The 25,460-nt window shown below is 41.2% G+C and carries 21 protein-coding genes; 12 read left to right on the forward strand and 9 right to left on the reverse strand.

The features are described from left to right. Nucleotides 1-3 precede the first annotated feature (3 nt). From secD to queA, 4 genes are all read right to left on the reverse strand, one after another. Entirely contained in the window at nt 4-1,848 is a 1,845-nt protein-coding gene (secD, locus tag ACNKW3_RS07885) for a protein translocase subunit SecD (protein ID WP_427398741.1), read from the reverse strand. Between the two features lie 40 nt (nt 1,849-1,888). Further along, entirely contained in the window at nt 1,889-2,227 is a 339-nt protein-coding gene (yajC, locus tag ACNKW3_RS07890) for a preprotein translocase subunit YajC (RefSeq protein WP_427398742.1), read from the reverse strand. A gap of 39 nt (nt 2,228-2,266) precedes the next feature. Next, nucleotides 2,267-3,382 carry a tRNA guanosine(34) transglycosylase Tgt gene (gene tgt / locus ACNKW3_RS07895; protein ID WP_427398743.1) on the reverse strand — a complete coding sequence of 372 codons (1,116 nt, stop codon included), beginning with the start codon at nt 3,380-3,382 and terminating at the stop codon, nt 2,267-2,269. A gap of 140 nt (nt 3,383-3,522) precedes the next feature. After that, the gene (queA, locus tag ACNKW3_RS07900) at nt 3,523-4,557 is read right to left on the reverse strand and encodes a tRNA preQ1(34) S-adenosylmethionine ribosyltransferase-isomerase QueA (protein ID WP_427398744.1); all 1,035 of its coding nucleotides are present in this window, start codon (nt 4,555-4,557) and stop codon (nt 3,523-3,525) included. A gap of 339 nt (nt 4,558-4,896) precedes the next feature. Between queA and ACNKW3_RS07905 the strand changes: the two genes are divergently transcribed. Together ACNKW3_RS07905 and ACNKW3_RS07910 are read left to right on the forward strand one after the other, a co-directional pair. Then, a complete protein-coding gene (locus ACNKW3_RS07905; protein WP_427398745.1) occupies nt 4,897-5,916 on the forward strand; it encodes a potassium channel family protein in 1,020 nt (339 codons plus the stop codon). 149 nt (nt 5,917-6,065) lie between these two features. Continuing rightward, the gene (locus tag ACNKW3_RS07910) at nt 6,066-6,782 is read left to right on the forward strand and encodes a VC0807 family protein (protein ID WP_427398746.1); all 717 of its coding nucleotides are present in this window, start codon (nt 6,066-6,068) and stop codon (nt 6,780-6,782) included. A gap of 6 nt (nt 6,783-6,788) precedes the next feature. Here the strand turns inward: ACNKW3_RS07910 and ACNKW3_RS07915 are convergent, their stop codons facing one another. Then, nucleotides 6,789-8,144, reverse strand: a complete 1,356-nt coding sequence (locus tag ACNKW3_RS07915; protein ID WP_427398747.1) for an alkaline phosphatase — start codon at nt 8,142-8,144, stop codon at nt 6,789-6,791. 160 nt (nt 8,145-8,304) lie between these two features. Continuing rightward, nucleotides 8,305-10,062 carry a patatin-like phospholipase family protein gene (locus ACNKW3_RS07920; protein WP_427398748.1) on the reverse strand — a complete coding sequence of 586 codons (1,758 nt, stop codon included), beginning with the start codon at nt 10,060-10,062 and terminating at the stop codon, nt 8,305-8,307. Between the two features lie 475 nt (nt 10,063-10,537). Here ACNKW3_RS07920 and ACNKW3_RS07925 point away from each other — a divergent pair, with 475 nt between their 5' ends. The 8 genes from ACNKW3_RS07925 to ACNKW3_RS07960 all read left to right on the forward strand — a co-directional run bounded on the left by ACNKW3_RS07925 (nt 10,538) and on the right by ACNKW3_RS07960 (nt 21,914). Further along, nucleotides 10,538-12,139: an isocitrate lyase gene (locus ACNKW3_RS07925; RefSeq protein WP_427398749.1), complete on the forward strand. Its 1,602-nt coding sequence runs from the start codon at nt 10,538-10,540 to the stop codon at nt 12,137-12,139. Nucleotides 12,140-12,411: 272 nt separating this feature from the next. Next, a complete protein-coding gene (locus ACNKW3_RS07930) occupies nt 12,412-13,356 on the forward strand; it encodes a LysR family transcriptional regulator (protein WP_427398750.1) in 945 nt (314 codons plus the stop codon). A 110-nt stretch (nt 13,357-13,466) separates the two neighbouring features. Continuing rightward, nucleotides 13,467-15,641 carry a malate synthase G gene (locus tag ACNKW3_RS07935; RefSeq protein ID WP_427398751.1) on the forward strand — a complete coding sequence of 725 codons (2,175 nt, stop codon included), beginning with the start codon at nt 13,467-13,469 and terminating at the stop codon, nt 15,639-15,641. A gap of 268 nt (nt 15,642-15,909) precedes the next feature. Beyond that, nucleotides 15,910-17,463, forward strand: coding sequence for a 2-isopropylmalate synthase (leuA, locus tag ACNKW3_RS07940; protein ID WP_427398752.1), 1,554 nt, complete (start codon nt 15,910-15,912; stop codon nt 17,461-17,463). Between the two features lies 1 nt (nt 17,464). Next, complete coding sequence (leuB, locus tag ACNKW3_RS07945; RefSeq protein WP_427398753.1) at nt 17,465-18,571, forward strand: 3-isopropylmalate dehydrogenase; 1,107 nt, start codon at nt 17,465-17,467, stop codon at nt 18,569-18,571. 4 nt (nt 18,572-18,575) lie between these two features. Then, nucleotides 18,576-19,979 (forward strand): 3-isopropylmalate dehydratase large subunit, encoded by a 1,404-nt coding sequence (gene leuC / locus ACNKW3_RS07950; protein WP_427398754.1) that lies wholly within the window; start codon nt 18,576-18,578, stop codon nt 19,977-19,979. Next, on the forward strand, nt 19,979-20,578 hold the full coding sequence (gene leuD, locus ACNKW3_RS07955; protein WP_427398755.1) for a 3-isopropylmalate dehydratase small subunit: 600 nt from the start codon (nt 19,979-19,981) through the stop codon (nt 20,576-20,578). Before leuC ends, leuD begins: the two co-directional genes overlap by 1 nt. Before the next feature lie 136 nt (nt 20,579-20,714). Beyond that, nucleotides 20,715-21,914 carry an HD-GYP domain-containing protein gene (locus tag ACNKW3_RS07960; RefSeq protein WP_427398756.1) on the forward strand — a complete coding sequence of 400 codons (1,200 nt, stop codon included), beginning with the start codon at nt 20,715-20,717 and terminating at the stop codon, nt 21,912-21,914. A 3-nt stretch (nt 21,915-21,917) separates the two neighbouring features. On the opposite strand, the gene ACNKW3_RS07965 is transcribed toward ACNKW3_RS07960, so the two are convergent. Beyond that, complete coding sequence (locus ACNKW3_RS07965; protein WP_427398757.1) at nt 21,918-22,514, reverse strand: substrate binding domain-containing protein; 597 nt, start codon at nt 22,512-22,514, stop codon at nt 21,918-21,920. 4 nt (nt 22,515-22,518) lie between these two features. On the opposite strand from ACNKW3_RS07965, the gene ACNKW3_RS07970 reads away from it, so the two are divergent. Both ACNKW3_RS07970 and ACNKW3_RS07975 read left to right on the forward strand, forming a co-directional pair. After that, nucleotides 22,519-22,827 carry a hypothetical protein gene (locus ACNKW3_RS07970; protein WP_427398758.1) on the forward strand — a complete coding sequence of 103 codons (309 nt, stop codon included), beginning with the start codon at nt 22,519-22,521 and terminating at the stop codon, nt 22,825-22,827. Nucleotides 22,828-23,079: 252 nt separating this feature from the next. Further along, entirely contained in the window at nt 23,080-23,313 is a 234-nt protein-coding gene (locus ACNKW3_RS07975) for a hypothetical protein (protein ID WP_427398759.1), read from the forward strand. 21 nt (nt 23,314-23,334) lie between these two features. Here ACNKW3_RS07975 and ACNKW3_RS07980 read toward each other — a convergent pair whose 3' ends face one another. Beyond that, entirely contained in the window at nt 23,335-24,513 is a 1,179-nt protein-coding gene (locus ACNKW3_RS07980; RefSeq protein ID WP_427398760.1) for a general secretion pathway protein GspB, read from the reverse strand. After that, nucleotides 24,506-25,417 carry an ExeA family protein gene (locus tag ACNKW3_RS07985; RefSeq protein WP_427398893.1) on the reverse strand — a complete coding sequence of 304 codons (912 nt, stop codon included), beginning with the start codon at nt 25,415-25,417 and terminating at the stop codon, nt 24,506-24,508. Before ACNKW3_RS07985 ends, ACNKW3_RS07980 begins: the two co-directional genes overlap by 8 nt. Nucleotides 25,418-25,460: the final 43 nt, after the last annotated feature.

The following is a 25,460-nucleotide window of genomic DNA, read 5'->3' on the forward strand; positions in this document are numbered from 1 at the left end:
CTCCTATATCGCCAGCTTGCTTACGCGGCGTCCGCCCCAAATGGCATTTACCAAGACGCGAGTCACTATGATGGCAGTAAACATAGAGGTTACTATGCCTATCATCAGGGTAACAGAGAAGCCTTTGATCGGTCCTGTCCCCATTCCAAACAATATCAAACCTGCAATGAAAGTAGTGATATTTGCGTCTAAAATCGTCGAAAAAGCGTTATCATAACCAAAATGAATGGCTTGTTGTGGACTTCGCCCTTCCCTGATTTCTTCTCGGATACGCTCAAAGATGAGTACGTTCGCATCTACAGCCATACCCACAGTAAGTACAATACCCGCCATACCTGGTAAGGTTAAGGTTGCACCTGGAATCATAGACATGACACCAATGATCATGATGACATTTACCACCAAGGCGACGTTGGCCACTAGACCGAACGCACGGTAGTAAATCAACATGAATATCAACACTGCGGCTAACCCATAAATAATCGCTGTTTGACCAAGTTCAATATTCTCTTTACCTAAGCTTGGACCAACCGTTCTTTCTTCCACAATTTGAATCGGCGCGATAAGAGCACCCGCTCTTAATAATAAAGAAAGATCTCTTGCTTCTGATGCGCTGCCAATCCCAGTAATGCGAAATGAATTACCTAATTGTGCTTGGATAGTAGCAACGTTAATAATTTCTTCTTTTTTCTCGAAAATAGTGCGCCCTTCAGCGTCTTTTTCGTTAGTAGCTTCGTATTCAATGAACACAGTTGCCATAGGTTTACCAATGTTATCCTTGGTGCCTTTTGACATTAAACTCCCGCCTTTCCCATCAAGATCTATGTTAACTTGAGGGAAACCATTTTCATCTCGGCTACTATTAGCATCAGTAATATGGCTACCTTCTAGCATTACATCTGCTTTCAATAGATAAGGTCTTCCATCTCTGGTGTAAAGAAGCTTGGCACGAGGAGGAACTCGACCACGCACTGCACTGGCAATATCACCTTCTTGGTCAACTAATCTAAATTCTAGCGTTGCCGTTGCGTTAAGTATCTCTTTGGCTTTTGCTGTATCTTGAATACCCGGCAATTGTACAACTATACGATTTTGCCCTTGTTTTTGTACTAGGGGCTCAGCTACACCTAACTGGTTAACACGGTTTCGGATTATCGTAATGTTCTGTTTAACAGCATAATCACGAATTTCATCCAATCTCGTTTGGGTATAAGCAGCTCTAAGGGTTAATTCATCCTGTTCGGTAAAGCTCATCTCGTTATTGTTATTACGCAAGAAAAACTGAGCACTTTCTAACACTTCAGGATCTCGGAAAACGATCTCTAAGTCTTCCCCAACCACACGTACAGTGCGATATCTTAGCTTTTCTTCTCGTAAACGAGTTTGGATTTCTGCCTGAGCACTTTCAAGAGATTTTTCGATGGCACTTTTCATGTCTACTTCCATTAAAAAGTGCACACCGCCTCTTAAATCCAAGCCTAACTTCATAGGCTCAGCGCCAAGGTTATTCAACCACTCAGGGGTATCAGGTGCCAAGTTCATCGCCACAAAATAGTCATCGCCGAGCAATTCCGCCAAAGACTCCTGAGCTTTCAACTGGGTATCGGAATCGTTTAGACGAACCAACACCCGTTCATCTTTATATTCAATCCGTTTAAAAGGAATTTTTGTCGATTCGAGATGCTCTTCTACTTGGGAGACCATTTGCTCGTTCACGACGCTATTTCGAGAAGGAGATATTTGTACCGCGTTATCTTCTCCGTAGATGTTGGGAAGTGCATATAATCCACACACCAACAACACCACGATAACGGCCAAATACTTCCAAAAAGGCGTTTTATTTAACACAATAACTTCCTATCTATCGCCTAATGACATTGAATATGCATTAGTTGAGTGACTTCATGGTACCTTTTGGTAACACAGCGGTAATGGCAGACTTTTGTACCATGATGCTATTTGATTCATTTAGCATAATTTCAATGAAGTCTTTATCTTCTGCAACCTTAGTAATTTTGCCTACTAGACCGCCTTGGGTGAGTACTTCATCACCTTTACCTAGTTCTGACACAAGTTTCTTATGCTCTTTCACACGTTTCGCTTGAGGACGATAAAGTAAGAAGTAAAAAATTAAACCAAAAACCGCGAGCATGATCAGAGGGCCAAAACCACCCGATGCACCAGGGCCTGCTTCTTGGGCATATGCAGGAGAAATAAATAAACTCATAATGATTCCTTATATTTTCAAATTATTATTATTTTGCAGCTAATCTAACACTGGAACTTCCAGTCCCTTCTCAGCATAAAATTCTTCAACAAACTGATCTAATGCATTATTTGCAATAGCTTCACGTAAGCCTTGCATAACCCTTTGATAATATCTCAGGTTATGAATAGTGTTCAGTCGCGCGCCGAGTATCTCGTTGCACTTGTCTAAGTGATGTAAATATGACCGAGAATAATTTTTACAAGTATAACAGTCACATTTTTTATCCAACGGGCCTGTGTCCGTTTTGTATTGGGCGTTACGTATTTTTATAACCCCTTCAGAAACAAAAAGATGGCCGTTTCTAGCGTTGCGTGTTGGCATTACACAATCAAACATATCAACGCCACGTCGCACAGACTCCACAATGTCTTCAGGTTTGCCAACGCCCATCAAATAACGGGGTTTATTCGGATTGATTTTCGGCGCAGTGTGACGCACTATGCGCATCATGTCTGGCTTAGGCTCGCCTACTGATAATCCACCAATAGCGTAACCATCGAAATCAATTTCTTCTAGCCCAGCTAAAGACTCATCGCGCAAGTCTTCATACATACCGCCTTGAATAATACCGAAAAGAGCAGCTTCACTTTCACCATGCTCTTGTTTACTGCGTTTTGCCCAGCGTAAGGACAATTGCATCGATTGCCTTGCTTCATCTTTGGTGGCAGGAAAAGGCGTACACTCGTCAAAAATCATCACAATGTCAGAACCCAGTTCACGCTGGACTTGCATTGATTTTTCAGGCGTCAGTAAGATTTTTTCGCCGTTAATGGGTGATCTAAAGGTCACACCTTCTTCACTGATTTTACGTAACTGTCCCAAGGAAAACACTTGAAAGCCACCTGAGTCAGTTAAGATAGGTTTATCCCAATGCATAAAATCATGTAAATCACCGTGTTGCTGAATAATGCCCGTACCAGGACGCAACATCAAATGAAAAGTATTGCCCAGACATATGTGAGCCCCAGTGTCTTTAAGCTCTTCTGGGGTCATTCCTTTTACGGTGCCATAAGTACCAACAGGCATAAAAGCAGGCGTTTCAACCACGCCCCTATCGAAGACTAAACGCCCAGTGCGCGCCAAGCCATCTGTGTTAATTAGTTCAAACTTCATTTAATCAAATACGTAATATTGGCGGTAACTTGAGTACCGAATTAAAATTGCGCGAGAGTATAGCAAAATTGAACACAAGATGGCACTGAAAACCGTTTATAGTGGGATTACTCTTAATGCGCTATCTGATAAATCAAACCTCAATCCGATTTTTCGATAAACATTGCATCTCCGTAGCTAAAGAAACGGTATTCTTGTGCCACTGCATGGGCATATGCGTTAAACACATTGTCTCGTCCTGCAAATGCACTGATTAGCATTAGCAAAGTAGACTGCGGTAAGTGAAAATTGGTCAGCATGGCATCAACCACTTTAAATTCATACCCCGGATAAATAAAAATATTGGTGTCAGACATAAATGGGCGAATCTGTCCATCTGGGTGCTGGGCAGCAGATTCCAAAGATCTTACTGAGGTTGTTCCCACTGCAATCACGCGATTGCCCTGCGCCTTGGTTTGCAAAACAGCATCAACGACCGTTTGAGGTACGTTAGCGTATTCTGAGTGCATTTTATGGTCTTGAATGTTCTCCACCCGTACTGGCTGAAAGGTACCAGCGCCCACATGTAGCGTAACCTCTTCTATGCGTACACCTTTATTTTTAAGCTTCTCCAAAATTTGGGTATCAAAATGCAGACCTGCTGTCGGTGCGGCTACTGCACCGGGATTTTTGTTGTATACAGTTTGATACCTTTCTTTATCAGCATTTTCATCAGGTCGGTCAATATAGGGAGGCAGAGGCATATGGCCATGCTTTTCAAGTAGGCTAAAGACATCTTCATCTGCATCGAACTTGATCAAAAATAGCTCATCTTCACGGCCCAAAACTGTAATTTGCAAACCGCCTTCTACAATAATTTTAGTCCCTGGTTTAGGTGCTTTACTGGCACGGATATGACTAACTGCAGTATTATCTTGGCGCACCCGTTCTAGCATGACTTCTACTTTACCGCCGGTTTCTTTCTGGCCAAAAAGACGCGCAGGAATAACTCTAGTATTATTAAAAATTAATAAATCCCCTGGCGCGATCAAATCTACAATATCGGGAAAAAGCTTATCTTCCAACCTGCCATTTTTACCGTCAAGGGTAAGTAACCTGGAGCCTGTGCGCTGTTCAGCCGGGTGTTTAGCGATTAAAGAATCGGGTAATTCAAAGTCAAAATCAGATAATTTCATCGGTTAGTCATATAGTCTTTTGATTAAAAGGTATTGAATCTCATACATAGTAAGTAATCCCAATACCTCAATTTTAGTGATTATTTTTTGTTCTTGTTCTACTCTTTGTGTCAGGAAATTTTACAGACTTCATTGACATCTCCCTATGTTGATTTTAACCCGACTTCTTCGTCGGGTTTGTTTTTTTTGGCCACTTTATATCACGTTTTTCACAAATCCTTGTTTTTTGGTTCACTTTTTTTTGTTAGCAAGTATCATTTACAAAAAAATCACTAACCAACTGATGATTTAATGGTCTGGCCGAAAATTAAAAAAGCAATGATGAAACACTTCACAGAAATGAAGTGGTACACCATCATGGCACTTCTCATTTTTTACGCTGTTTCAACCTGGTTTATGCTTTTGCTTGCAGGTGAAGAAGCATTACTAGATATAAGAGACTATTTATATTGGCTAGTAGTGACCGGATCGACAGTGGGTTATGGTGATATGTCACCTGAAACTGAAGGTGGCAAAATTCTAGTAGCTGTTTATGTAATCCCAGCTGGCTTAAGTATTTTCGCGTTAGTACTGGGAAGAGTGGCTGGATGGGTGTCTCTTCAATGGCAGAAAGGATCTAAGGGTATGCACGAGTTAAATGTCAGTGAGCATGTGCTCATTTTGGGCTGGAATGGCAAACGTACCGAACAATTACTCAAACTTTTATTAAAAGAGCGAGAAGATGTAATTGGCGAGCCAGAAATTGTATTGTGCGTTCGCGCAGATATTACCAACCCGCTGCCTGGCGAAATAGAGTTTGTCAAAGTTGACTCCTTTAACAAGGATGAGGATATGGATAGAGCTTGCGTTGCTGACGCTTCCACTATCTTGATCGACAATCCAGAAGACGACATGACAATGACCTGCGCGCTCTATTGTTCCAAACGTAACCCTAGTGCTCACAAAGTGGCGTATTTCGATGATGAAAGTCTGGTACCTTTGCTGCAACAACATTGTCCTGAGATAGAATGTACACCAAGCGTGGCAGTAGAAATGTTGGCTAAATCAGCCTTTGATCCTGGTTCAAGCATGCTGCATCATGACCTGCTAGATGTATATGAAGGACAAGCACAATTTTCAGCGATAATCCCCAATAAAATCGAAGAGATTTGCGCCGAAGCCTTGTTCTATCAATTAAAAAAATCTTATGATGCAACTTTCATAGGCTTTGCCACTGGCGATGTGTCGCACAAAATTAGTGTTAATCCATCACTTAAAACCAAACTCTACGGAAAAGATAAAATATTTTATATCGCCAATAAGCGAATCAATAATATTGATTGGGAAAAGATTCAAAACTTGACTGACACGGAAAAATAACATTCAGCGAGAAAACCTTGATAGCAAAGCCGCTTTGTATCGAAGTTAAGTCAGGGAAAATTTGCTATATCAAGGTATAAACTTTAGATGTTAATTGTTGTCCGATTGTCGTACACTTTCGCTGATTTTAGGATTCAAAAAGTAAACACATGAGCAGTACGCAACAAGATACTACACAGCAACAAAAGCCGCAGCAGCAGGGCTTTTTTGGCAATTTAATTTTTAATATCGCTGTACCTGTCCTGATAATGAGTTATTTAAGCTCAGATGAATACTTAGGTCCTGCTTGGAGCGTTGTGCTCGCCCTATCCTTTCCATTGGTGTACGGGCTGTATGATTTTAAACAAAGCCACAAGGTTAACCTTTTTTCTGTGCTAGGTGTGGTCAGTGTTTTACTCACTGGCGGTATTGCATTACTCAAACTACCTGCTGAATATATGGCTATCAAAGAAGCCAGTATTCCCTCTATTTTAGGTCTCGCGGTTTTAATTACTCAATTCACCCCAAACCCTCTGGTTAAAGTCCTAATATTGAACGATCAAATTGTAAATTGGGAAAAACTCAATCAACGATTAGACGAAAAGAATATGCATGGTGAATTTAATAAGAAGATTGCGGTTAGTAGCTATATAGTGGCCTCATCGTTTTTCTTATCCGCTGTGCTGAATTATTTGCTAGCGAAGTGGATATTGGTTTCTGAGCCTGGTACTACCGCCTATACCGAAGAACTCGGCAGAATGACCGCACTTAGTTATCCGGTGATTGTTATTCCGAGTATGATTTTATTGATTGGCGCATTAATTTATTTATTTAAACAAATAGGCTCCTGTACTGGGGAGCCTATTGAGAATTTTCTAAATCAATAAAAAAGCTTATTGAGCGTATTTTTCATCCAACAAGGTAAAGATACGCTCTGCAATTTCTATATTGTTTATATTACCTGTAAACCTTTCACTACCAGGTCCAAAACCATAAATATTTACATCCACACCAGTATGGCCACTCGTCGTCCATCCGGTGTTTGTGCGCTTATCAATAATGCGTTTTACGATTTTTTCCACGTCTTTTGATGGCATATCAAGATCAATCAGTGACAATAAATTTTGTTCTTCTATGGTTAATTCAAAGCCTAATTGCTGACTTAAAAATCCGGCTTTATCATCCTGTTCAGCCAATTTACCGGCAATGGTTTCAACCGAAGCTTTGATGGTTTTTAGCCATCTTGGATCCCATCGATAATCACCGTTTGCCGCAACGGTAAGTCCGCCAGTACTGTGATCAGCAGTAATTACCACTAGAGTATCAGGATGATCTTTCACATAAGTTTTCAATAAACTAATTGTTTGCGCAAAGTCTTCCATTTCGTTTACTAAAGACGCTATGTCATTTGCGTGCCCTGCCCAATCAACCTGGCTTGCTTCAACCAATAGGAAAAAGCCTTGGTCACTGGTTAATTGGTTTAACGCGGTTTTTGTCATTCTGCTTAAACGAAGTGGATCTGAATCATCCAGCGCCCAAGGCAGTTCATCGGGTCCAAACAGTCCCAGCAATGGCTGCTCGCCATTAACTGTGTCTAATTGATCGTAGTTATCAATGTATTGGAAGCCGCTGGCAACAAACTCATCTACGATATTTCTATCTTCGCGAATAAAGTGGGTTTGCCCCGCACCTAACATAACGTCGGCAAGGAATTTTCCGTCAATGCGGTCATTAAAAAATGAGTCAGCGATTTGGTTGTAATTTTTTCGTTGCTCGTTGGCTACCATATATGACGCTGGTGTTGCATGCACTATGGTAGAAGTTACCGTTAAACCCGTTTTCATGCCGTATTTTCTTGCGCGATGTAAAACGGTTTCCAAAGGCTGCTTGTCTATATCAACGCCAATCGCGCCATTATAAGTTTTTACACCAGTTGCCAATGCGGTAGCTGACGCCGCTGAGTCAGTAATATATCCAGAATCTGGATGAGGATAAGTGCGCGCAGTACCTAGCAGAATATCATCTACCACTATGGGCTCTAACACTTCGGTGTCAGGATCATCTTTATAGTTTCGATACGCAGTAATATAGGCTGGCCCCATACCATCGGCAACAACCATAATTATATTTTTAGGTAGGCTAGGCTTTGCAACTAATGTTTCTGTTTGCTTGTCCGTAGAAGTACACCCAGCGATGAATAAAGCAGTCAAGCCGCATGCGACTGCAATTTTGCTAACTCTGTCTATCATAGATTTTCAATTTAGTTTTTGTCTGGTCTGTGATGATAGAACAAGGCACAGCAAAAATTAACAGCCAATTGGTATTATTTAGCATTAAGTCAGGCAATTATTCGAAAAATATCCGTAATTGTTAATCCCAAGTTATGTGCATGTTTAAACAACGTACTCTTTAGGTCAACTCCACATCTTGCAGGCTCGCCGTTCTATGCTCAAACATGCCCCATTCACATTCCATTTTCTTCACAGCCTCGTGAATTGCAAGCCAATCTTCTTTCACTTGATGTTGTTTTAACGCGAAAAATGGGTCCTTATTGAACGACTGCCAGTCGCTTAACAATTTGTCATATTCGGCCTTGCACTCTGGAGAGTACAACTGTGGATCTTGTCCTAAACGCCGTGCCATTAATTTTAACAGGTTATAACAAAGTGAAGCTTGACCTGCGGCGACTAAGCAAGGCAATTCATACTCTTTATCAAACCATAAGGTTGTTCCCATATTAAACGCAACACAAGCGACCTTATTTAATTCAGTAGAAGGCTTTTCAACTGCGGGAAAGGGTGGCGAAATAGTTTTTGACGGTGACAAGGTATAAATAAGATTGGAAATTCGTTTGTTTTTAGACAGTGAATCATGCGTATTATAAGCCAATCCGTACACCAAACTTCTTATCCGTTTCATAAACACACTGGTGGTCAAGGTCATTAATGAGCCAAACCTTAAATTTATCATGGCGCGGATCTGACCAAACTTTAATTTTTTCAGCGAATCCCACGCTCTTTCTCCCACACTTGGGATCTTAGGTAACACATCATCGCGAATGATCGTATAGATAAAATAAACAGCCGTTGACGCAACAGTGGTTAAAATAAAGGGAATTGAATATAAAAACACAAAGCGTTCCCATGACCATTGGTCAGTCTGCCAATCTTGAACTGCGTGATAAAGTATGGTGATCAAAGTAATACCGCATAACACCACAAAAGCCTTTGCCATGCGGGATATTGTATTCAAGGATAATCCACCCGCATCTTCAGGCAGTGGCATTTGATAAAGCGTCAAAGAAGGTTGATCAACATCGCTGATAATTAATACATCGAAGTCATCAGGATTTTTTTCTTCAATCGTTAATAAACTCTGAAGCCCCTGATTATCAAAAACCCCACCATCCATCAAACCTATAGGTCCCTTAGGGGCTGTTGGGTCACTATAATCTCGTTTAAAAGGAAACGATGAGGTTACTGTGGCCGGAATTTCTTCATTTTGCCATGTAAAATCGTATGGAAATGAAATGGGTTCAAAACCGCCTGGAAAACATGAGGAAGCGGCGACTATATCCGACAAGCGAATCTGAGCAGCATCTTCTTTGCTTATATTATTATAAAAATTGCCAATTTTTCCGTCGAAGGTTTCTGTTCTCTGAAACCGAAACGCTAATCCTGATCTAAAGTCAGTGGTATTTAACACCACATTTTTTAAGGCTCCTGCATTGTCGGCATTCAGAATATCGCCAAAATAATAGGGAGATTTATCTTCTTTGCAGAAAAACGTATTTGCATACACTTGAGCCATAGACACAATTAAGTCTTGTCGATTTGAGCTGACCTTATTTTCCTTGTGAGCTAGGCGCTCTAAACCATCAGCGACTAAATTTGTATTATTCAATGACTTATAGAAAGCTTTAAAAAACTCATCAAAACTCTTATCTTCAGCTCTCGATAAGGCATATCTCGCGCCAGTAAAAGTACCACCTGAAACCGTTGAAATAGCATTTAACTTTTCTGTTAAGCCAAAACTGTTCAGGTAATCTAAACATCCAAAGTGAAAAGCCGCTGCCCTATAGCCACCGCCTGACATACAGATACCTACATCACCATTGATTAAACTGGTGTACGAAGAAATGGGGATTGCTTGATTTTCAGAGTCCATAGTCCTTTGTCCTTTTTCAATGGCACCTGTGCGTAAAGCACTCGAATAGGTTTGTCCATTTACTTCAGAAGCAAACTTGGGTGCACTGTTATTTTTTATTTAACAATTATTGACAGTAAGACAATAAATTACAATATCTACCAAGAATTGACAGACAATATTTAGCAAATAAATGCCTAGTATAGGGATTCAAAGATATTCCCCCTGCTAATCCCTTAAATTTGCTCAAATAATTCCCCTCAGCATTTTATGTTGCACTGCAATATGAGCAGTGTTTTTATTAATTATCATAAACTTATATTCACATTTGATAATCATTCATAGTTTTTATGGCGGTGATTAGGTTTATATATTTTATTTATCTGAGTTGAGTGGTTAGCATGGAATCAGATTCGAAAAGCCCCGGGGCATATCGCTTTTTGAAAACCAGTGATCGCTAATGATCAAGACTATTGAGAAACAAGAGGATACCGCTATGTCAACTTATCAACAGGATATAGACCAAGTAACTGAATTAAAAAACCAATATGGTAGTACTTGGGCTGCAATAAGCCCTGAATATGCAGCGCGCATGAAAGCTCAAAACCGTTTTAAAACTGGTTTAGACATTGCCCGTTATACTGCGTCGATTATGCGTAAAGATATGCAAGAATACGATGAAGATTCATCTAAGTACACACAATCACTGGGTTGCTGGCATGGCTTTGTTGGCCAACAAAAAATGCTTGCAGTGAAAAAGCATCGAGGCACTACAAACAAAAGTTACTTATACCTATCAGGTTGGATGGTTGCAGCACTTCGCTCTGAATTTGGTCCGTTACCTGACCAATCAATGCATGAAAAAACCACAGTGCCAGCATTGATTGAAGAACTTTATACCTTCTTACGCCAAGCAGATGCGCGTGAATTAGGAAACCTTTTCGATGCATTAGATGCTGCAAAAGCAAATGGTGGTGATGTTGCAGGTATCCAAGCACAAATTGATAACTTTGAATCTCATGTTGTTCCAATTATTGCTGATATCGACGCAGGTTTTGGTAACGAAGAAGCAACCTATTTACTTGCTAAAAAGATGATTGAAGCAGGTGCATGTTGTATTCAAATAGAAAACCAAGTATCTGACGCAAAACAATGTGGACACCAAGACGGTAAAGTAACAGTTCCTCACGAAGATTTCTTAGCTAAAATTAACGCTGTACGTTATGCCTTCTTAGAACTAGGTGTGGATGATGGTGTTATCGTAGCCAGAACTGACAGCTTAGGTGCAGGCCTTACTCAAAAGATCCCAGTGTCTCAATCTGCTGGTGACTTAGCATCACAATACAACGCATTTTTAGACACTACACCTGTTACTTCGTTAGATGAACTAGGTGAAGGTGACCAAGTGCTTAAAATTAACGGTGAGTTAGTTAAGCCAGTTCGTTTACCAAATGGCTTATATAAGTTTAAAGAAAATACAGGTGTAGAACGCGTTGTACTTGACTGTGTAACTTCTTTACAAAATGGTGCTGATTTGTTGTGGATTGAAACTGAAAAACCACACGTTGGACAAATTGCTGAAATGGTAAATGCGATTAAAGAGCAAGTACCAAACGCGAAACTTGTGTACAACAACAGCCCATCGTTTAACTGGACATTAAACTTCCGTCAGCAAGTATTTGATGCGTGGCAAGAAGCTGGTAAAGACGTCTCAGGTTATGATCGTGCAGCACTAATGTCATCTTCTTACGACGATTCTGACCTAGGCAAAGAAGCGGATGAAAAAATTCGTTCGTTCCAAGCAGACGGCGCAAGAGAAGCAGGTATCTTCCACCATCTTATCACGCTACCTACTTATCACACGGCTGCATTGTCTACTGATAACTTGGCAAAAGGTTACTTTGGTGATGATGGTATGTTGGCTTATGTACGCGGTGTACAGCGTCAAGAAATCCGTCAAGGTCTAGCCTGTGTTAAACACCAAGCAATGGCTGGTTCAGACTTAGGTGATACTCATAAAGAGTACTTCTCTGGTGACCAAGCATTGAAAGCTGCTGGTGAAGATAACACCATGAACCAGTTCGACGTGGTTGCTTAACCTTTCCCTTCAGAAAGTCATTTAGACTCTTGTTCAGCGCCCTTCGGGGCGTTTTTTTATTGTCTCAACTAACGTCAAAGGTAACACTTTTTTCCTATTGGCAACCTAGCTATTCTTTTGCAGAATAAAAATCATTATTTATTTGAATTACATCAAGTTATAATTTGATTGTATTCATACGACTAATAGTGCATCTTATCGCTATCTGTTAAGGTTATATAATCTATCTCCTAGCTTATTTGGTTAACCTCGACGTTAGAAAAGGAATTGCTTTGAATATCGCAAAAATTGATTTAAACCTACTTGTATATCTAGATGTGTTGTTACGTGAAGGTAGTGTTACCAAGGCCGCCAACCAATTAAGCATCACCCAACCTGCCATGAGTAATGGCTTAAAACGGCTAAGAGATTTGTTCAAAGATCCCTTATTAGTGAGAACCAGCGACGGCATGACGCCAACCAAAAGAGCCCTTGAGCTGCAACCAGTTATCCGAGATGTTCTGGCGAAATTGGAATCTTCTATCCAACCTGAAGTTGAATTTGATCCCCTAACCAGTACTCGTACATTTCGTATAATGACCAGCGACTATGCCGAATCAACACTGTTATTAGAGTTAATTGGCAGAATCGCAACCGAAGCACCGAACATTACCCTAGACCTGATTACACCAAGTGACGTTACCTTTCATGACGTAGAGCAAGGTAAAGTGGATATGGCAATAAACCGATTTGAAGAATTGCCTTTGTCCTTCCATCAAAAAGTCATTTGGTATGATACCTTTGCTTGCGTGATCAGCTCAGATCATCCAGCTAAAAGCAACTTTACCTTGGATGCCTATCTAAAAGGACATCATATTTGGGTCAGCAAAACAGGTTTTGGTGTCGGTGTCGGTATAGATCCAACGGAGGTACAAAAACTGGGTTGGGTCGACGCTGAATTAACTAAGTTGGGTAAACAACGAGATATTCGCGTATTCACTCGACACTACCATGCAGCTCTGCAACTTGCTAAGCGACAAAACTTAATCGCTACCTTGCCTAGCAGAGCAGCTAAAATTTTCACTGATGATCCTACAATGACAGTGGTTGAGCCTCCCTTTGATATCCCACCAATTGCATTGAAAATGGCCTGGAGCGCATTGTTACACCATGATGCAGGACATGTTTGGCTACGTCGTTTAATCAACGATGTCGCACAACAAATTCAATCTCAGTAATAAAAAGCAAAACTCATTCATGATATTTATGTCAAACATATTTATCATAAACTAAACATTAGGTGGCGGCTTGAATAAACTGATGCCTACACATATTTAGGAGTCAGCTTATGTCAGGTTATACCGAGCGCGGTCAACTTAAAATTGCAAATCAATTATTTGATTTTATCGAGCAATCCGTTTTGCCAAATTCGCAAGTGGAATCCGGTCAATTTTGGCAGGATTTTGAAGCTTTATTGGTAAAAAATACCCCTGTGAACCAGGCTCTCCTTGATAAACGTGATCAACTACAGGCGCAGATAGACGAGTTTCATCAAACTAACCAGCAAGCCGATTTTGCTAGCTACAAACAATTTTTACAGGACATTGGCTATCTTTTGCCAACGCCAGAAGCACAACCCATAGCAACTAAAAATGTCGATGCTGAAATTGCCACTATGGCTGGTCCGCAATTAGTAGTGCCAATTAATAACGCACGTTATGCCTTAAACGCGGTAAATGCACGCTGGGGAAGTTTATACGACGCTTATTATGGTACCGACGTTATCAGCGAACAAGATGGCGCAGAAAAAACAGCAAGCTTTAACCCTGTTCGTGGTCAAAAAGTAGTAGCAAAAGCCAGAGAATTACTAGACCAAATTGCACCTTTACAATCAGGTTTCCATGCCCACAGCACTGGATACGAAATTAAAGACGGCAAATTAGTGGTTAAATTAGCAGATGGTGGTAGCACTGAGTTGTCTGATAACAGTCAATTGACAGGTTATAAAGGTGATAAAGCTGCACCAACCGCTATTTTATTAGTGCATAACGGTCTTCATGCTGAAATCCAATTTGATGCCGAAGATGCCATTGGCAAAGATGATCCGGCATTTATTAAAGATGTGTTAATCGAGTCAGCGCTTACGACCATTATGGATTGCGAAGATTCGGTCGCCGCGGTAGATGCTGAAGATAAAACCTTGGTATATCAAAATTGGTTCGGTCTGATGATGGGCGATCTTAGCGTTGAAATGCGTAAGAATGGAAAAGCCGTATTACGCAAAATGCATGCAGATCGTGAATATATATCCCCAGAAAGTGACCAAAAAGTTGTGCTATCCGGTCGCAGCTTGATGTTCGTAAGGAACGTAGGTCACCTGATGCAAAACGATGCTATCTTACTCAACGATCAACCGGTTTATGAAGGTTTGATGGATGGGGTAATCACCAGCTTAATTGCCAAACACGATTTATTAGGCAATGGCAGTGTAACCAACAGTAAAACTAAGAGCATTTACATCGTAAAGCCCAAAATGCACGGGCCGGACGAAGTCGCCTTCACCAATCAGGTATTTGCTGACATTGAAGATATGTTAGGACTTGAAAGGTTTACCATTAAAATGGGCATAATGGACGAAGAAAGACGTACAAGTCTTAATTTGGCCGCCTGTATTGCTCAAGCAAAAGACCGCGTGGTATTTATTAATACCGGCTTCTTAGATAGAACTGGCGATGAAATCCATACATCAATGTTAAAAGGTGCTTTTGCACCAAAAGCCGAGTTAAAAGAACGTCCTTGGATTACTGCCTACGAAAAAGCCAACGTATGCACGGGTCTAGCTGCTGGACTTTCTGGTAAAGCACAAATAGGTAAAGGCATGTGGCCGATTCCTGATCAAATGGCCAAAATGATGGAAGCAAAAATCGGTCATCCTAAATCAGGCGCCAATACTGCTTGGGTGCCCTCGCCTACGGCGGCTACGTTGCATGCACTGCATTATCATCAAGTAGATGTATTTGGGATTCAAGCAGAACTCGCTTCGCAAGACTTTGATGGCATAGACACCATTTTAGATATCCCGTTACTTTCAGCACAAACGGATTTAACTAACGAACTTATCCAACGAGAAATAGATAATAACGTTCAAGGTATTCTTGGTTACGTAGTACGTTGGGTGCATCAAGGTATTGGCTGTTCTAAAGTACCAGACATCAATGGTGTTGGTTTGATGGAAGATAGAGCGACTCTGAGAATATCCAGCCAACATATTGCCAACTGGTTGGAACACAATATTGTTACCCCAGAATTAGTAGATGAGTCATTACAACGTATGGCGAAATTAGTAGATGAACAAAATCAGACTGATAGTAGCTATATTCCAATGACCCCAGATGTAGATACGTCAATTGGGTACCAAGCTGCGCGAGATTTAATCTTTTTAGGCAAGGTACAACCAAACGGTTATACTGAGCCCTTGCTTCATGAAAGACGTCGCGAAATGAAAGCAGCTTTGAAAAATTAAAAAGACTCTTTAGGATATTTATCACGTTTTTAAATATTTCTGATGATAGCTATTGATTTAAACTATAAAGACTATTACATTTGCAGGATATTTTAAGCGCTAAGCAAAGGAACACATGAAAATGATAAGCATGTTAAACCTGCTTCTACTCGGTCTGGCAAATTTGACGCACGGGTAGCGCTTGGCAAAAAATTACGAAACCCGTGCATTGCACGGGTTTTTTTTTAGGCAATTTACAACATAAGCAGAAGCTGAACAGGAGAGTAATATGAGTGACAGAGTCATAATTTTTGACACTACACTACGTGACGGTGAGCAAGCATTACCAGCAAGTCTGAGTATGCGTGAAAAGTTGCAGATTGCTCTCATGCTCGAACGCTTAGGAGTAGATGTTATTGAAGCAGGTTTCCCGGTTTCTTCACCTGGGGATTTTGAGTCAGTAAAACTAATCGCAAAAGAAATTAAAAACTCCACTATTGCAGGTTTGTCTCGCGCATTAGAAAAAGACATAGATGCTTGTGTGGAAGCGTTAAAAGTAGCTGATCATTTTAGAATTCATACCTTTATTGCAACCTCAGACATCCACGTGGGTACTAAGTTACGCATGTCCCAAGACGACGTTGTAGAAATGGCTGTAAAAGCGGTAAAACACGCGCGTCGATTCAGTAACGATGTGGAATTTAGCTGTGAAGATGCAGGTCGAACGCAAATCGACTATTTATGTCGTATGGTAGAATCTGTGATTGATGCAGGTGCAACCACAGTAAATATTCCTGATACCGTTGGCTACACAGTTCCTACCGAATTTGGCGGTATTATTAAACAATTGTTTAACCGCGTACCTAATATTGATAAAGCAGTGATTTCCGTGCATTGCCATAATGATCTTGGTTTAGCTGTAGCAAATTCACTATCAGCCATTCAAAACGGCGCTCGTCAGGTTGAATGTACTGTCAACGGTATTGGTGAAAGAGCCGGTAACTGTTCGTTGGAAGAAATTGCCATGACCTTGAAGACTCGTGAGCAAATGCTTGGCTATAGCACTAACATCAATAGCCATGAAATTTCCAAAGCATCTAAATTGGTTAGCCAATTATGTAATATGCCAGTGCAATCCAACAAAGCCATTGTTGGCGCTAACGCGTTCAGTCATTCTTCGGGCATTCACCAAGATGGCGTGTTAAAAGGGCAAAATACTTACGAAATCATGACACCTGAAAGTGTCGGCATAAACAAGAATAATTTAAATCTAACCTCGCGCTCTGGCCGCCATGTGATTAAACATAGATTACATGAGCTTGGTTACAAAGATGACGAATATGACTTGGATGAAATCTATACGTCATTCTTAAAGCTAGCGGATAAAAAAGGCCAAGTGTTTGATTATGATTTAGAGGCGCTCTTATTCTTTAACCAGCAAAAACATGAAGATGCCTATTATAAGTTAAACTATTTACATGCCACCAGTGGTCATAACATAGTGCCTTCTGCCACAGTGACTGTAGCCGCTGGTGATAAAGAAATCACCCAGGCTAGCACAGGTAACGGACCAGTTGATGCTGCGTTCAATGCTATTATTAGTGCCATAAATGGCCACGACCTTGAGATAGTTGATTTTAAATTAGATTCCAAAGGTGCAGGGGCAGATGCATTGGCACAGGTCAGTGTCATCGTAGAATACAAGCATAGACGTTTTCACGGTATAGGCTTGGCCACTGATATCGTAGAAGCTGGTGTAAAAGCGTTAATATTTGTACTAAACAACACACACTTAGCTGACCAAATTGATCAGCAAAAACAACAAAAAATAGCGGGAGTATAGAATGGCGAGTTTTAACATCGCAGTCTTGCCGGGCGATGGTATTGGCCCTGAAGTGATGCAAGAAGCAAGAAAAGTATTGACTGCGATTGAAGAAAAATTTGGATATAGCTTTAACTGCACGCAATATCCTGTCGGCGGTTATGCCATTGATCATTGTGGCGAAGCTCTGCCACAAGAAACCTTAGCCGGTTGTGAAGCTTCTGACGCCATTTTATTTGGCTCAATTGGCGGTCCAAAATGGGATGCATTACCACTGGAAAAACGTCCTGAACGTGCAGCTTTATTGACGCTAAGAAGCCATTTTGATCTTTTTAGTAACCTGCGTCCGGCCAGAATTTATCAAGGACTCGCCCATTTATCCCCTTTGCGTTTAGATATCGCTGAAAACGATGTAGACGTGCTAGTTGTGCGTGAATTGACCTCTGGCATTTATTTTGGCCAACCAAAAGGCATTGAAGGCGAAGGCGAGCAACAATGCGCCTTTGACACCATGCGTTATACCAAAGCTGAAATACGTCGAATTGCACATTCAGCATTCCAAGCTGCACAAAAGCGCAAACAAAAAGTAACCTCTGTCGACAAAGCCAATGTTTTGGTGACTAGCCGTATGTGGCGCGAAGTGGTAGAAGAAGTAGCTAAAGAATACCCTGAAGTTACCTTGGAACACATCTATATTGACAATGCGACCATGCAATTAGTCGTAAACCCAAATCAGTTTGACGTATTACTATGCTCAAACTTGTTTGGCGATATTCTGTCCGATGAATGCGCCATGATTACAGGTTCAATGGGATTGCTTCCATCAGCAAGTATTAATGGCGACGGTTTTGGCATGTACGAGCCCGCAGGCGGTTCTGCGCCTGATATCGCAGGAAAAGGCATTGCCAATCCTATTGCACAGATTCTTTCTACTTCGATGCTGTTAAGATTTAGCCTTGGATTAGAACAAGCTGCTGATGCCATTGATGCCGCAGTGGTAAAAACGCTTGAAGATGGTGTTTTGACCGGTGAACTGTTAACCGCAGATCAAAAACATTTGGCGAAATCGACGTCTGAAGTGGGCAACTACATCGTTAGCACCATTTTACAGCAAACCTCGGAGAAATAACGCAATGGGTAAAACATTGTATGAAAAAGTACTTGAACAACATGTCATTGATCAAGTGGGTGATGATTTACTTTTATACATTGATCGTCATTTAATTCACGAAGTCACTTCTCCCCAAGCTTTTGCTGGTTTAAATGAGAAAAATCGTAAAGTACGCCGCCCTGACCTTACGTTTGGGACTATGGATCACAGTATTTCTACTCGCTCTTTAGCCCTTGATGCTTGCGGTCCGCAAAACGAATTACAGTTAAGAACCCTAGTTGCCAACTGTGAGCAACATGGCATTGAGCTTTATCCGGTAGGTCATAAAAACCAAGGTATAATTCACGTTATTGGGCCACAATTAGGGCTTATTCACCCTGGTATGACAGTGGTTTGTGGTGACTCTCATACTGCTACCCATGGTGCTTTTGGTGCCTTGGCTTTTGGTATAGGTACTTCACAAGTTGAACATGTACTAGCAACCCAGACCCTAAAACAGTCTAAAGCCAAGAGTATGCTGGTCAAAGTAGATGGCACCCTTGGATTAGGTGTTACCGCTAAAGACATTATTTTAGCCATTATCGGTAAAATTGGTCACGCTGGCGCAACAGGATATGTCATTGAGTATGCAGGTGAAGCCATCCGTCAATTAAATATGGCGGAGCGCATGACAATCTGTAACATGAGCATAGAAGCAGGTGCCAAAGCCGGCTTAATAGCGCCCGATCAGATCACTATTGATTATCTAAAGGGCAAGGAATTTGCGCCTGCCGATCAACATTGGGATGCCGCAATAGAATACTGGCAAACCCTGTCTTCAGATGATGATGCAACCTTTGATACCGTGGTCGAGCTACATGCCGATGACATTGCACCTCAAGTCACTTGGGGCACAAATCCAGGGCAAGTAGTCGCAATTAATCAACCTATTCCATCTCCTGAAAGTTTTAACGATAACATTAGTAAAACTTCTGCTGAAAAAGCGCTTAAATATATGGGCCTAACTGCAGGCGATAGGCTAGATCAAATCAGTGTTAGTCATGTATTTATAGGTTCATGCACCAATAGCCGAATTGAAGATTTACGCTCTGCAGCAAAAGTTGTTCAATCATCAAAAGTAAAGCCTACGGTTACCGCAATAGTGGTGCCTGGTTCAGTGGAAGTGAAAAAACAAGCTGAGCATGAAGGTTTAGACAAAATCTTCATAGAAGCTGGATTTGAATGGCGCTTACCAGGCTGCTCTATGTGTCTTGGTATGAATGACGATTTGTTAGAGCCAGGAGATAGATGCGCTTCAACCAGTAACCGAAATTTTGAAGGCCGCCAAGGCCGTGGCGCTAGAACCCACTTGGTAAGTCCTGAAATGGCCGCCGCAGCTGCCATCACAGGTACATTTACCGACGTAAGAGCAATGGGAGCAAAATAATGACAGGAATTTCAATTATCAAAGGTCAAGTAGCTCCTTTAGATCAAGCTAACGTGGACACCGATCAAATAATTCCAAAACAGTTTCTTACCGGCGTTACTCGCGCTGGTTATGGTAAACATCTGTTCCATGATTGGCGCTATCTCGATACCAACGAAAGCGTGCTTAATCCAGAGTTTTCGTTAAATAAACCCGAGTACAGCAAAGCTAACATCTTGCTTACGCGAGAAAACTTTGGCTGTGGCTCAAGCCGCGAGCATGCCCCTTGGGCGTTAGCTGATTATGGTTTTGCTGCGATTATCGCGACTAGTTATGCCGATATTTTCTATGGCAACTGCATGAATAATCAATTGCTACCTATTACCTTGGAAAGTGCGCAGATTGACCAGTTGTTTGTCATTGTTTATGAAAATCCAGAATGCGAATTTTTAATTGATTTACCGCAACAAACTGTTACGGCAAATGGAATAAGCTTCGCTTTCAAAATTAGCGAGCAGCATAAACATAATTTACTTAAAGGGTTAGATGCCATAGGGCAGACACTTGAGTTAGACGAAAAAATATCGGCGTTTGAAAAACAACGTATGGCTTGGTTGTAATAGCTAACATCAAAGGTCAATGGAAAATGAACTTTAGTCTATCTATTAGATTCAGGTAATAGTAGTATCTGCCGATAATATTCGTACGAAAATAAATTTGTGTTTAGCGGCATTCTTACCTTTTAAAATAGAATTGATGAAAAAAGTAGTTCCCATTGACCAACTTTGCATCGGCATGTTTCTCGTTCGCGTAACAGATGCATCCTCTAACATTCAGGTTAAAAGCCAAGGCGTAATAAGATCTGAAGGCACTATTGACACCCTTAAAAATCGGGGTGTGTTGGCTATTGAAGTCGACTTAGATAAGAGCGAAGTGGTACTAGAAGACGATGAAGTTCAGGTTGAGTCTGAACAGTCTAGTGGCCAAGTTACGAAAAAAACCGCAAAAAAAACAGTAAGTTTCGAAACCCAACAAAAAGATCTAGCCGCAGCTGATCGTTTATATTCAGAAGCTTGCGCTGTGCAAAGCCGGTTTGTTAAACAATTGCGCAATGGCAGTGCGCCTGATTTTCAAGATCTGAATAATCTCAGTCAACAAATAATAGATTCGGTGTTTGACAATAAAGACGCCCTATCCTGTTTAGTAATGCTCAAAGAAAGTAACGAATATTTAGTACAACACAGTTTGAATTGTTCGATTCTGCTTAGCATTTTTGCAAGACACAAAGAGTTATCTCCATCTGAAGTAGAAGACCTTACCCTCGGTGGTTTGTTGATGGACGTTGGCATGGCATTGCTTCCTCCAGAACTGGTGGGCTACAACGCTGATTATTCGGGTTCTGATTTGTCGGTTATGCAATCTCATGTGGATATAGGGTTAGAAGTGGTAGAGCGTTTTTCTGATCTTCCGCCTATGATTAATGAAATCATCCAAAACCATCATGAACGTATTGATGGCTCTGGTTTTCCTAAGGGCATTTTTGAACCTAGTCTATATGCCCAAATGGCAGGGATTGTAGATACCTATGATGCTATGCTTACCCAAAGTCAGTATAGAATGGCAGGAAATACCCAAGAAACTCTGAACCAAATGAAAAAGAGCGGCGTTTTCGACAATACACTCATCGATGAATTCATCGCTGCTATTGGGTTATATCCTGTGGGCACTCTAGTATTGCTAAAAAGTGATAAATTAGCGTTGGTGACCCAAGCCAACGAAGATGATCATTGCAAACCAAAAGTTATGGTGTTTTATCATGTGAAAAATAAACACCACATTCCAATAAAAATCGTCGATTTAAAACGTAATACAGACAAAATAAAAGTCGCGGTAAGACCAGAAGAATTCGACATCAATTTACCTAAATTCTTCAGAACAGCTGTATTGCCCTTCTAACCATCAAGCAAAAATATTTGCTTTCACAATGTAATCAATCAGCACCCGTATTCGTTGCGGTAAATTCTTTCTTGAAGGGTATACCAAGGAAAATGCTGTACGTTCCCCATGCCAATCAGGTAATACCGGCACCAATTGCCCCGCTGAAACTTGCTCTCTCATCGTGGCTGGAAGCATTAATGCTACTCCCATCCCTGATGCCGCCATTTTTTGCACCATGAAAGGTGAATTACATCGCTGAAATACTCTGGAATATACAATCTTAGTGCTGTTTTGCTTGTGCAAACGTACTGCATTGTTCCAATTTGGTAAGTCTAAAACAACCCAATACAAAGTGTTTAGATCGTCTATTGTTTTTGGATAACCAAAGGTTTCTAAAAATTCAGGATGCGCATAAAGTACGAAATCTTCTTCGTACAATAGCCTTGCAATTAACGAGGTATCTTTAGGGATGCCAATCTGAATGGCTAAATCAACTTCTTCGGAGATTAGATCGACTCTGTCATCATCTAATACAAAATCAATGTGGACTTGAGGATACTGTTTTACGAACTCCTGAATAGCAGGCAAAACAAAATGATGTCCAATATCATGATTCATGGTGATGGCGACTCGCCCAGAGGGCGTTATTGAATCAGGTGTCCTTGTTGGCGCTGCGGGATATGGACGGTTAGACACTGCTACACGAAATGATTATGCGGAAGCCGCCGCCAAGGTGTTAATAGACGTCGAGCAACATCTAGGTAAGGTTTATGAACTGGCCGGAGACGCATCCTTTACTCTACAGGGTTTCGCAGATGCCATCTCAGCGGTGACTGGCAAAAACATCGCATTGGAGTCTAAGGATCAAGAAGCTTATAAAGCCTTTTTAACAATGTCGCAGGGATACCTGAAGGCTTTGCTCATGTATTAGCAGATTCAGAGCATTTTGCACAATCTGGCGATCTGTCTGGACCCAGTGCTACGCTACACTCCTTGATTGGCCGAGCCACACCATCTATTGTTGAAGTGATAAAACAATCCATTTAAATTGGCGTCTTGGCTTTTTTGAAGCAAAGCAAGGTTTCCCAGAAAATTACTACTCGCAAGCACACTCTTTGTTATATACTGGTGCTTGCGATACAAAAGCAGTAGATTTTAATCAATAAAAACATAAGGAAGCGCTATGGCTGGTCAAGGTTCTGGCGGCAACGTTCTCGCCGCAATTTGTAGTTTTTTTATCCCAGGTTTAGGACAATTAGTGCAAGGTAGAATTATTCCTGCAATATTGTTTTTTATTATCATTTCAGCCTTATATGGATTATCACCTTTTACTCTTTTCATCTCGACGGTATTAGGTTTTCTTATCCACATTTGGTGCATAATCAATGCAGCAAAATATAATCCAGGTGTTCTTTAAATTATTAGAGCCTGTTTATTTTTATTGCCAATCACTTAGTGCATTCATGGTAAAACGTTCGCCGCTGTAAGATAACACTACTATATCAGCGGTGATTTCCACAATCTGTACTTGATTAGCAATATAATCCCCTTCTTCAAGACGCTTTCCATTTACTCTTACCCATCTATCTTGGGGATTCGACGCATACATATGCGCACTAAAACTCATGCTAGGTAAACCATTTTGTAAACTCGGGCTGATTTGGTCGATGCGAGGTAGCACTTGAGTATTGCTGGTTGTCTCAGTGCCAGCTTGGTCTTGAGCTTCAGGCAAAGGTTGCTGATCTAGCTCAGCAACCGCTTGATTAATCCGTCGTAATAACTCAGGATTCAAACCTCCGCTGCTTGATTCATTGCTATCTGCATCGTTGTGTGAGGCTGTGCTTTGACTAGTTGAGGTCTCGATATTGTCGCTTTGATAGCCCAAAACACGCTCACCGTCAGCCAAGGCCACACCATTGATAAAACTAACCTGTTCAGGCTGTTTGGCCGTTTGATTCTCTGTACTGGCGTTTAGTTCTGGCGTATTTTGCAGTGCCGCTTGTTGTACGCTTTGAGTCGATTCAGAAACATCATTCGAAGTTTGGGCAACAACTTCAGATTCTTTAAGTGGTTGCTGCTGAGCAGTTAACCCTTGGTCACTAGTTGAATCTGATGTTTGAAGCTTATCCTCAGTAGTGTTTACAATCACACTCTCATTACCGGACGATTGCCACAATTTCGGAGTTTGCATTACCGCAAAACCTAAGGTAAATCCAAGTACCACAAAAGCCGCCAAACTGGCGACAGGTTTTGCGTACAATTGCCAATGGGATGGCATTTCATCCGTGGCTGGCATAAATAGGGAATTATGAAACTGCTGAGATAACTGGCGATCCACCTGCTCAACAGCCTTATTTTGATGTAATAATTTTTTAGTTAGCGACTCTTTTTGTTTATCCGGTAATTGCTCGACTTGCTCGTCATCATCAAGACCTATGGTAAGACTTTGCTCCATATCCACTTCGACCAAGGTAACTCCCATTTCGGTTAATCCTTTGATCATCTCTTGAGATTTCACCATGCCGACTCGGCGAATCTTAAGTGGCCCGTGTTGTTCTAGCACTTGGGTTACCATCATGCCTGGTGCTAGCTTATCAACACTCACTTGCTTAAGCATACAAAGCTCCTGCCACTAAACCAGCAAATACTGCCGCTACAAAAGCACCGATATAACGCTTGCGCCATCTTGCTTGATGCCGTTGAGTCACTATATCTTCACCTAGCACCTGACAACTAGCAGACACCATGATGCGGTTGTCCACAAAAGGGCGTTGTAGTGAATAGGCCAAACTGAGTCCTCTATCACAAAGTAAGTTTATCACCCGAGGAATACCACCACTAATGGCATATAGGTGAGCTAAAGCCGCGTTATTAAAAAGCCGTTGTTTTCCGTTTGCCACCGAAACCCTGTGACTCACGTACTGCCCGACTTCTTCTTTAGTTAGAGGTAACAAATGGTACCGAGCTGTAATTCGCTGCGCTAACTGTCGCAATTCATTGCGTCTTAACAATTGTTGTAATTCGGGCTGTCCTATTAACACCACTTTAAGTAGTTTTTCGCGATTAGTTTCTAGATTCGTTAAAAGCCTAAGCTGCTCCAGCACTTCAGGTAATAAATGCTGAGCTTCATCAATAATAAGAACAGTATTAATGCCTTTTTCGTGGTTATCCGCCAACTTTTGTAAAATCTTGTCAGTGTACACTTTTAACGAAGCTGCATTTTCATCATATTGTATATGTAATTCATCACAAACAGTTGCCAACAACTCAAGTGCAGACAAGGTAGGGTTTAATATGACTGCAGTTTGAGTATCGTCAGACAGCTCTTGCATGAGCTTTCTTGATACAGTGGTTTTCCCCGTACCTACTTCGCCGGTTAACATCACAAAACCACCGGATTCTTGTAATCCATAGGTCAAATGAGCTAGCGCCTGCTGATGTCGATTACTCATAAACAAATAGTCGGGGTTAGGCGCGATGGAAAATGGATTGTCAGTCAATCCATAATAATTCAAGTACACTATTGTTCTTCTATCTCTTGCAACTTGGGTAAAAGGTAACATG

Source organism: Glaciecola sp. 1036 (assembly GCF_050306235.1).
Classification (GTDB): Bacteria; Pseudomonadota; Gammaproteobacteria; order Enterobacterales; family Alteromonadaceae; genus Glaciecola.

Excerpts from the sequence above, each read along its gene's own strand:
- yajC (WP_427398742.1), bottom strand. The coding sequence starts at position 2,227 with ATGAGTTTATTTATTTCTCCTGCATATGCCCAAGAAGCAGGCCCTGGT.
- tgt (WP_427398743.1), bottom strand. The coding sequence starts at position 3,382 with ATGAAGTTTGAACTAATTAACACAGATGGCTTGGCGCGCACTGGGCGT.
- queA (WP_427398744.1), bottom strand. The coding sequence starts at position 4,557 with ATGAAATTATCTGATTTTGACTTTGAATTACCCGATTCTTTAATCGCT.
- ACNKW3_RS07905 (WP_427398745.1), top strand. The coding sequence starts at position 4,897 with ATGAAGTGGTACACCATCATGGCACTTCTCATTTTTTACGCTGTTTCA.
- ACNKW3_RS07910 (WP_427398746.1), top strand. The coding sequence starts at position 6,066 with ATGAGCAGTACGCAACAAGATACTACACAGCAACAAAAGCCGCAGCAG.
- ACNKW3_RS07915 (WP_427398747.1), bottom strand. The coding sequence starts at position 8,144 with ATGATAGACAGAGTTAGCAAAATTGCAGTCGCATGCGGCTTGACTGCT.
- ACNKW3_RS07920 (WP_427398748.1), bottom strand. The coding sequence starts at position 10,062 with ATGGACTCTGAAAATCAAGCAATCCCCATTTCTTCGTACACCAGTTTA.
- ACNKW3_RS07925 (WP_427398749.1), top strand. The coding sequence starts at position 10,538 with ATGTCAACTTATCAACAGGATATAGACCAAGTAACTGAATTAAAAAAC.
- ACNKW3_RS07935 (WP_427398751.1), top strand. The coding sequence starts at position 13,467 with ATGTCAGGTTATACCGAGCGCGGTCAACTTAAAATTGCAAATCAATTA.
- leuA (WP_427398752.1), top strand. The coding sequence starts at position 15,910 with ATGAGTGACAGAGTCATAATTTTTGACACTACACTACGTGACGGTGAG.
- leuB (WP_427398753.1), top strand. The coding sequence starts at position 17,465 with ATGGCGAGTTTTAACATCGCAGTCTTGCCGGGCGATGGTATTGGCCCT.
- leuC (WP_427398754.1), top strand. The coding sequence starts at position 18,576 with ATGGGTAAAACATTGTATGAAAAAGTACTTGAACAACATGTCATTGAT.
- leuD (WP_427398755.1), top strand. The coding sequence starts at position 19,979 with ATGACAGGAATTTCAATTATCAAAGGTCAAGTAGCTCCTTTAGATCAA.
- ACNKW3_RS07960 (WP_427398756.1), top strand. The coding sequence starts at position 20,715 with ATGAAAAAAGTAGTTCCCATTGACCAACTTTGCATCGGCATGTTTCTC.
- ACNKW3_RS07965 (WP_427398757.1), bottom strand. The coding sequence starts at position 22,514 with ATGAATCATGATATTGGACATCATTTTGTTTTGCCTGCTATTCAGGAG.
- ACNKW3_RS07970 (WP_427398758.1), top strand. The coding sequence starts at position 22,519 with ATGGCGACTCGCCCAGAGGGCGTTATTGAATCAGGTGTCCTTGTTGGC.
- ACNKW3_RS07975 (WP_427398759.1), top strand. The coding sequence starts at position 23,080 with ATGGCTGGTCAAGGTTCTGGCGGCAACGTTCTCGCCGCAATTTGTAGT.
- ACNKW3_RS07980 (WP_427398760.1), bottom strand. The coding sequence starts at position 24,513 with ATGCTTAAGCAAGTGAGTGTTGATAAGCTAGCACCAGGCATGATGGTA.